At 48.5% G+C, this 6,337-nt stretch carries 7 protein-coding genes; 2 read left to right on the top strand and 5 right to left on the bottom strand.

Going from position 1 to position 6,337, the window contains the following annotated elements:
- On the top strand, window positions 1–367 hold a 367-nt coding region (locus NDA03_RS26175), incomplete at its 5' end, for a hypothetical protein (RefSeq protein WP_348239606.1).
- A gap of 397 nt (window positions 368–764) precedes the next feature.
- Here the strand turns inward: NDA03_RS26175 and NDA03_RS26170 are convergent.
- Window positions 765–1,343 (bottom strand): hypothetical protein, encoded by a 579-nt coding sequence (locus tag NDA03_RS26170; protein ID WP_348239605.1) that lies wholly within the window; start codon window positions 1,341–1,343, stop codon window positions 765–767.
- Window positions 1,303–1,512 carry a hypothetical protein gene (locus NDA03_RS26165; protein WP_348239604.1) on the bottom strand — a complete coding sequence of 70 codons (210 nt, stop codon included), beginning with the start codon at window positions 1,510–1,512 and terminating at the stop codon, window positions 1,303–1,305. The genes NDA03_RS26170 and NDA03_RS26165 overlap by 41 nt, the downstream gene beginning before the upstream one ends.
- 152 nt (window positions 1,513–1,664) lie before the next feature.
- Here NDA03_RS26165 and NDA03_RS26160 point away from each other — a divergent pair, with 152 nt between their 5' ends.
- On the top strand, window positions 1,665–1,898 hold the full coding sequence (locus NDA03_RS26160; protein ID WP_348239603.1) for a hypothetical protein: 234 nt from the start codon (window positions 1,665–1,667) through the stop codon (window positions 1,896–1,898).
- Here the strand turns inward: NDA03_RS26160 and NDA03_RS26155 are convergent.
- From NDA03_RS26155 to NDA03_RS26145, 3 genes are all read right to left on the bottom strand, one after another.
- Window positions 1,875–4,808 carry an AAA family ATPase gene (locus tag NDA03_RS26155; protein ID WP_348239602.1) on the bottom strand — a complete coding sequence of 978 codons (2,934 nt, stop codon included), beginning with the start codon at window positions 4,806–4,808 and terminating at the stop codon, window positions 1,875–1,877. The genes NDA03_RS26160 and NDA03_RS26155 overlap by 24 nt on opposite strands.
- 125 nt (window positions 4,809–4,933) lie before the next feature.
- Window positions 4,934–5,305 (bottom strand): hypothetical protein, encoded by a 372-nt coding sequence (locus NDA03_RS26150; RefSeq protein WP_348239601.1) that lies wholly within the window; start codon window positions 5,303–5,305, stop codon window positions 4,934–4,936.
- A gap of 278 nt (window positions 5,306–5,583) precedes the next feature.
- Window positions 5,584–6,318: a hypothetical protein gene (locus NDA03_RS26145; protein WP_348239600.1), complete on the bottom strand. Its 735-nt coding sequence runs from the start codon at window positions 6,316–6,318 to the stop codon at window positions 5,584–5,586.
- Window positions 6,319–6,337 lie beyond the last annotated feature (19 nt).

Below are 6,337 nucleotides of genomic sequence, written 5' to 3'. Positions count from 1 at the left end.
CCCTGCTACATCTGGGATTGGTAACACCAGTAGCCAACCCTCAACCCTCAAGACTGGGGCAATAGAAGCTGATTCAGGAACAACTCAGTGCGCGGATGTGGAGGTGTTTTCAAGTAACATCGCCAACGAACAACCCAAAACTAGCTCCCACAAAGGAAAGCGTCAGCCCATCGCGAGTCAGAAGATTCGCGCTAAGTCAAAAACTCTTACTCAGTCCGAGGTTGGCAATCATTGCGAACCACCTACAAGGGGAAAGGCTGAATCTAAAACCCGCGCAAGGACTAAATCCGCGCAATCGGATTCGGCTATTCAGTTATCGCTTGACTTATGGGGAACTGCGCCTGAAAACGGCTCCTGGGACAGCTAAGGGTTGCAAGTCGGTGGTGCCGTCTTCAATGGTGTAGCTTGCCAGGTTGCTGAAATCGGCTCCTAGGACGGCTAAGGGTTGCAAGACAGCAGCGCGAGGAGGGCAACGGCTTTTAATGACCTGAAATCCGCTCCTGAGACGGCTAAGGGTTGCAAGTGGCGATACCTGGAAGCTAAAGACCAAGCCCACACCCTGAAACTAGCTCCTGAAACAGCTAAGGGTTGCAAGTTGGGCAGGTGAAGTGCAGCAATACGCCAAGCGCTGAAATCGGCTCCTAAGGGAGCTAAGCTTTGCACTGCCAAGGCAGACCTATTGGTAAGAAAAAGATTCTTACCAACTTAGTTACTTGACATTAGAGTTGTAATGTCAAATGACAGCTTGGCTTCATTCATCATCGTTAACCATCTGCGTCAATGTGGTATCGGATGCGATCGCACACGAACTGAGTCATACCAACCAAACCCATAGAACCATAGAGTTCCCGTTCTTTTCGCTTGATTTCTTCCAATTTTTCAATCGCATCGTTTAATTGCAGGCTGATCAGGCGCTCATATCGTGCTAGTTGTTCCCCTGATAGGGACAGTCCAGCAGCAGATATCTCGGCATCTCCTAGCTGCTTGGTAAGGCGACGACGCTCCAGTTCGGAGGTTTTCCCGGACAGCCGCTGCCTAATTTTCAGGATTTCCACGTCGCCTATTGCTGCCTCAATACCCCAGAGCCGCCGCAGCCGCAACCAGCCCACCGAAATTGTCTCAACGAGCAAATATTGGATCGGATCTGTGGGCTGGTACTTATTAATTAGGCTTGTTGTCATTTCGTCAAACCATTGGCGATCCTCAGTACAGAGAACGGGCGGCTTCGTCGCCAGCAGCCCATGCTTGACGCCGTTGTGACGGACAATTGACTTACCACGAGTAGTCGTCGGCCCAGTCGATTTAAGTGCGTTTTTTGCGTTTTGCTTTGGGGAACTTGGCACGGTATTCATCCAATTGTTTCTGCTGTTCTGGGGTAAAGCCTGGGCTGTAATCACCCGCCTCCATAGCGCGGAGCGCATCGAGGTAGCCCTGCCTCAATCTAGGTGGTAAAACATCGAGGTAGCGAGGGCGGCGGCTTAGTCCTTCTTCTGGCGGCTGGGAGTTACACATCGAATCTCACTGCTCCTGAGTGGTTTGAATATCCTGTTGCATTAGAGGGTCCAGAGGGGGAGCGATCACGCCTTTGAAGTCGCACTAATCGAGCGTTCAACGACATCATTTTGCTGGCGTTCATGGGGTTATCAATCATCGTAACGTTATCAATGCATTCAAACTCTTACCAGAAAAGCGTTTCAGGGGCATTCGTTCAAAGTTTCCATTGGTGGATGATGATCGCCTTGCTGCACGGTCAAAAAACTCACATGGATGAACGCTTTTTAATGTCGTTCATGGGGTATCCAGTCGTTCATGGGGTATCCAAATCATTGAGCGCTAGATTCATCATGCGATCGCCTGCAATCTTAGGACAGTGGCTATTCACCCAAATCATCCTCTAGATTCCGCAAACACAATTCATCGAGTCGATACCACTCTGTCTGACTGCCTGGTTTGCCAAAGCGCTCTTCCCAGCGCACTTGTATCTCTACGCTTTCAAACCCCTGTCTAAAATTCTCAACACATCCGTGGTATTTACTGGCGACGTGATAGGGGTCTTTGACCCGAACGTTATCGTAAAGGCTAAAACCTGTTACTTCTATCTCTGCCTCTTGTGTGTCAATAGATGAGGCAATCGCATCCGGTTGATGTGACAGTTGAGAAGATTTTTCGGTTTTCTCAGCAATTTCACTACACCCCCCCCCCATATTTTCGTCAGGGGTGTTGAGTATCTCTGAAACCCCGGTGGATAAAGCATTTGAATACTCAACATAGGGTTTTTCAATCTCAGGGTGTTGAGTAATTTTTGAGGGGTGTTGAGTAATTTGTTGAGTATCTTCAAACCCTTTATCCACAATGGATACAGCCACATACTCAACTTCAGGGACTGTGGGTGTAGGGGAGGGGGGGGGTTGCGTAGATTGTTGAGTATTGTTGGGTACTGTGTCTTGTGACAGTTTGGGTAAAGAATAAACGTTGTACCGCTTATCACCAGGAGCAGGGCGGCAATCAATTAAGCGACGATTCACCATCCGGTTTAACACCGTATAAATGCCTCTGCCGTCTTCTGGTGTCATTCCCAGTAGCTCAATGATTTCTCGACCGCTCAAACCGCAAGTATGGGCGTTTCGATGAAGAATCGCTAGTATCCGACTCTTCAACGCTTCGCGATCGCCCTCGCCTTCTTCCGCCTCTCCTACCTCACCTAGCTTCTCCCATCTGTTGTTTTCAGGGTTCAGCTCGATTCGCATCTGCTGCCCCTCTGTATCGCGGGCAAAGACGGTTAACAGCCGCTTGGGGTCTTTTGGGTCAATGACGAATTTCTTCTTGTTGCCAGGGTCTTCTTTGGGAATGTGATCTAGCTGCCAAGTTCCCCAGACGGCTCCAGCGATCGCAGTTGAACCACGCACTCGACCCACTCCCATCGCTTCTCGATCCTTATTGGCGTGGTGAACCAGAATGCCAGATGCTTTGTATCGAGTTAGTAGTTCCTTCAGCTCGTAAATAATTTCCGCAAACTCGGCTGAGTTCTCACTAATTTCTCGACCGTGCGTAATCCGTTTGAGTGAATCGATGATTACCAGGTTTGGGCGAAAGTCTTCTAGCTCCGCTTCTAACTTTGCCATCTGCGAAACATCGAATCTTGACATCACCCGTACATTTTCGGCATCCTGCCGACGAAAACCACGCTTGATTAATTTCGACTTGGTACTATTAGCTGATTCATCGACCGAGACTAATAAGACTCTCCCAGTGGGCACTGATTGACCCAAGAAAGTGTCTTCGCCAGTTGCCACTGCATAAGCGGCGTCGATACCTAAAAGCGTTTTGCCGCACTTGGGAGTCGCTACACACAGCACAGTTTCTCCGACTGGCAGTAACTCAGGGATTAGCCACTCCAATCCTTCAGATTCCAAATCAAAAAAGCTGCCTAAATCTAGAGCCGTGACTTCTGGGGTACTGGTTCGTTGCTTGATCAGTCCTAGTGCCTTGTCTAGGGTTGCGGTAGACATTTGGTACTTGGGGGCCAGTAGTGCTTGTTGACGAATACGCTCTACCGGATCGTCAATTTGCAAAAGTCCCAGTAGTTCCAACTTGAAGCGATCGCCTTCCAGATTTCGTTTCAACGGTTTAATAATTTTCCGCTCCCAGTCCCAGGAATTCATGCCGCACGATTGCCGCACTTCTTCTAGCTTCAGGTTAGCTGTTAATTCGTCGCTGTCAGACTTCAGAATGTCCTTAGCAAGCTTTGCGGCGTCCTCAAGAGGAAGCTTTTTTTGAGGATGCTGAATGTTATCTGTTAAGCAATCGCTTCTGTGCTGTGAAGTAGGGGCAGGCTGCTGCCGTCTGACCACTTGTTGATTGTGCTGCCATGCTTTTACGCAGTTAAGAATCGCGTCGTCTGTCAGGGCGGCTGTAGGATTATACTTAACCGCTGATTCCCAAATCTTGTCCCACTCGCGCTGATTCCACCCCCCTCCAGATGGGCAGCGGTGGCAGTAATCTTCAAAAAGTTGGCGCGGATCTCCGGTGAAGCGAACGCCTAGATTATTTAGTCTTAAGGCTGTACCGATGAGATTGCGTGCCAGTTTCATCCCGCTCTCGTTGCGATAAGTGGGTGCCCCATTATTAATCAAATCCCGGTCTTCTCTTCTCACGCATTGATATAACGGCACATCATCGCCAATGGATGGCTGATACATCGGCATGGCAGTTTGATGTACCTGTTGCATCGGGATGACTTCTCTTAGTTCTTGATATTGATATTTTTTCGAGGACTGGCTGACAATAACTGCCAATGTCGAACCAGGCGCTTTGCCTTTCATGTATCGTGTGCCTGCAAGTCTTAAGACGCGGCTGGGGTTTTTAAGGGTGCGATCTCCTTTTGAAAATTCAAGTAGATCGACCTGCAATTCTCGCCATTGCTCGACTGGAATTGGTTCTGAAAGCACCCAGTAGCTGTGAACGCTTTTTCCACCTGTATCGACTTGGATAGTCGGTTCTGGAAGTCCTAGCGTTTGCCAAAGATAAAGCTGAGTTTCTTTATCAAGATCGTCGTGTTCATAGAAAATTGCACGTCCCTCAGTGATATCTGCGTCACAATCGCCACCTGAATTAATTACGAGGTAGGCGTCGTAACCTTGGGACTGATACTGCTCGCATTCGCTAAAATTTAGTTTTGGTGCCTTGACAGAAATTTTGCTAGTTGGGTGAATATAGCGCAGACTCACCCTATCGCCTCGCTGATAGCCTAAAGCTTCCAGATGCGCTATCGCTTGCTGTTTGTCAATTTGGCAGTTAGTTGCAATCATCTTTACATCCTTATTAATGAATGACAAAGCCAAGACGCTGATAACGCCTTGGCTTTTTTCTTAGATTTGATTCAAAACCCGTGTGAGACGTTCGCTGCTCAACCACTTCTGAAGGTGCTTGGTCTTCATGCCCAGGCCCTCAAGCGAGACTGAATTTTCTCAAGGATTTCAGTTTGTCTGGGTGATAGCGCCTTTCGCTTCCTGATGCTCTTAAGAAACTCGGATTCCCACTGACTGATTAAATTCGGGTCTGCCAGTAGCCGGTCAATCACTGAAGTCTGTTTGACGGCCTTCTCCTGGTTCTTCGGCTTGGGTTGCCACCCCTGAAAAACATCGCATCCCCCGCATCGTAGAGCTGCGTAGTGCGGCGAGGATGGCGGCATTTTAATGACGGAAGACGTTTCATAGCCGCAATGCTGGCAAGGCTGCGATCGCCTTGAATAACTAGACTCACCTACTGTTTCTGTAGTAGGATGGTTATCAACGAATATTTCCATAGAGCATGGAGCCGCCTTTTTTGTGGTGATTAAGGGCGGCTCTTTTGCTTTTGTCCTGGAAGGGGAAACGCTGCTAAGCTTGAGAAAATGTATTACAAAGTCTGGTGACTTTAAAGCAGTCTTTTGGGGGAGCGGTCAGCGTAGCATTCGCGCAGCGTTTCACTTTAAGGATTAGCAGAGAGCCGCCAGCTTTTTCTTATTTGCTTTAGCTAATTGTAAGCCGCTGCAATATGTGTAAATTTCGTTTTGATGATGTTGTACGCGATTATTAAGAAAGGTTAAGAGCTTTTCCTGAAGCCTTTATTCCATGTGTGACCGTGTACCCGCTGGGATGGATGGAAGTGCTGTAAAACATTCTGTTCAAGCTCAGCCATCTGTCGCTGGTATATCTTCAGTTTCTCCTTAACGCTAGGATTGCGTGATGCAAGGCAAACAGCCAAGCAGAATCCGCGTATCGCAGCCCCCTCTCGTAAGTGCTGCGACAGGATTCTAGATTGAGCTTCAACCGATTGAATTTTGTTTAGGTCTTTAGCCGTAGGATTAGGCTTTTTTTTGAGGGCTTCTACCTTCCGGCAGTCTTGCAATAGGTTATAGATTTTCCTAGGGCGAAACTCGCTGTATGCTTCAGCTTCTCCTAGAAACGCTCGACAATCTTGCTCAAGAATTTTCACTAACGCTTCCCCGCAATTCGCAGGTAGTGGCATCCCCACAGCCGCAGCCGTATCTCTGATTGCCCTCCAATCTGTATGTAGGAGGCTATAAAGTGCGATGTACCGATCCGCAGCTTTCTGGAAGTAGAAATCAATTTCGGCTAATGGGTAGACCGGGCGATCTAGTCCACGGAAAAAAGATTCTAGTTCTGCGTGCAGAAGCTGAAAGTGATACCGGGTAGCATCCCAGTGTTCTAGTTGATCTGGCGTGCGGTATCGCTTTAGCCAGCCGACTGGTGGCAGTCCAGATACTTGGCACAGAATCAGATCCCAATCAGCACTATCGAACTGCTTAGTCGTCATTTCTCCCCCTCACCAGTGG

The sequence above is a fragment of the Trichocoleus sp. Lan genome, assembly GCF_039961855.1.
In the GTDB taxonomy this organism is placed as follows: Bacteria; Cyanobacteriota; Cyanobacteriia; order Cyanobacteriales; family FACHB-T130; genus FACHB-T130.
The sequence above is the reverse complement of the archived record's forward strand: the minus strand, read 5'-3'. Positions and strand labels throughout refer to the sequence as shown.

Excerpts from the sequence above, each read along its gene's own strand:
- NDA03_RS26165 (WP_348239604.1), bottom strand. The coding sequence starts at position 1,512 with ATGTGTAACTCCCAGCCGCCAGAAGAAGGACTAAGCCGCCGCCCTCGC.
- NDA03_RS26160 (WP_348239603.1), top strand. The coding sequence starts at position 1,665 with ATGCATTCAAACTCTTACCAGAAAAGCGTTTCAGGGGCATTCGTTCAA.
- NDA03_RS26155 (WP_348239602.1), bottom strand. The coding sequence starts at position 4,808 with ATGATTGCAACTAACTGCCAAATTGACAAACAGCAAGCGATAGCGCAT.
- NDA03_RS26150 (WP_348239601.1), bottom strand. The coding sequence starts at position 5,305 with ATGGAAATATTCGTTGATAACCATCCTACTACAGAAACAGTAGGTGAG.
- NDA03_RS26145 (WP_348239600.1), bottom strand. The coding sequence starts at position 6,318 with ATGACGACTAAGCAGTTCGATAGTGCTGATTGGGATCTGATTCTGTGC.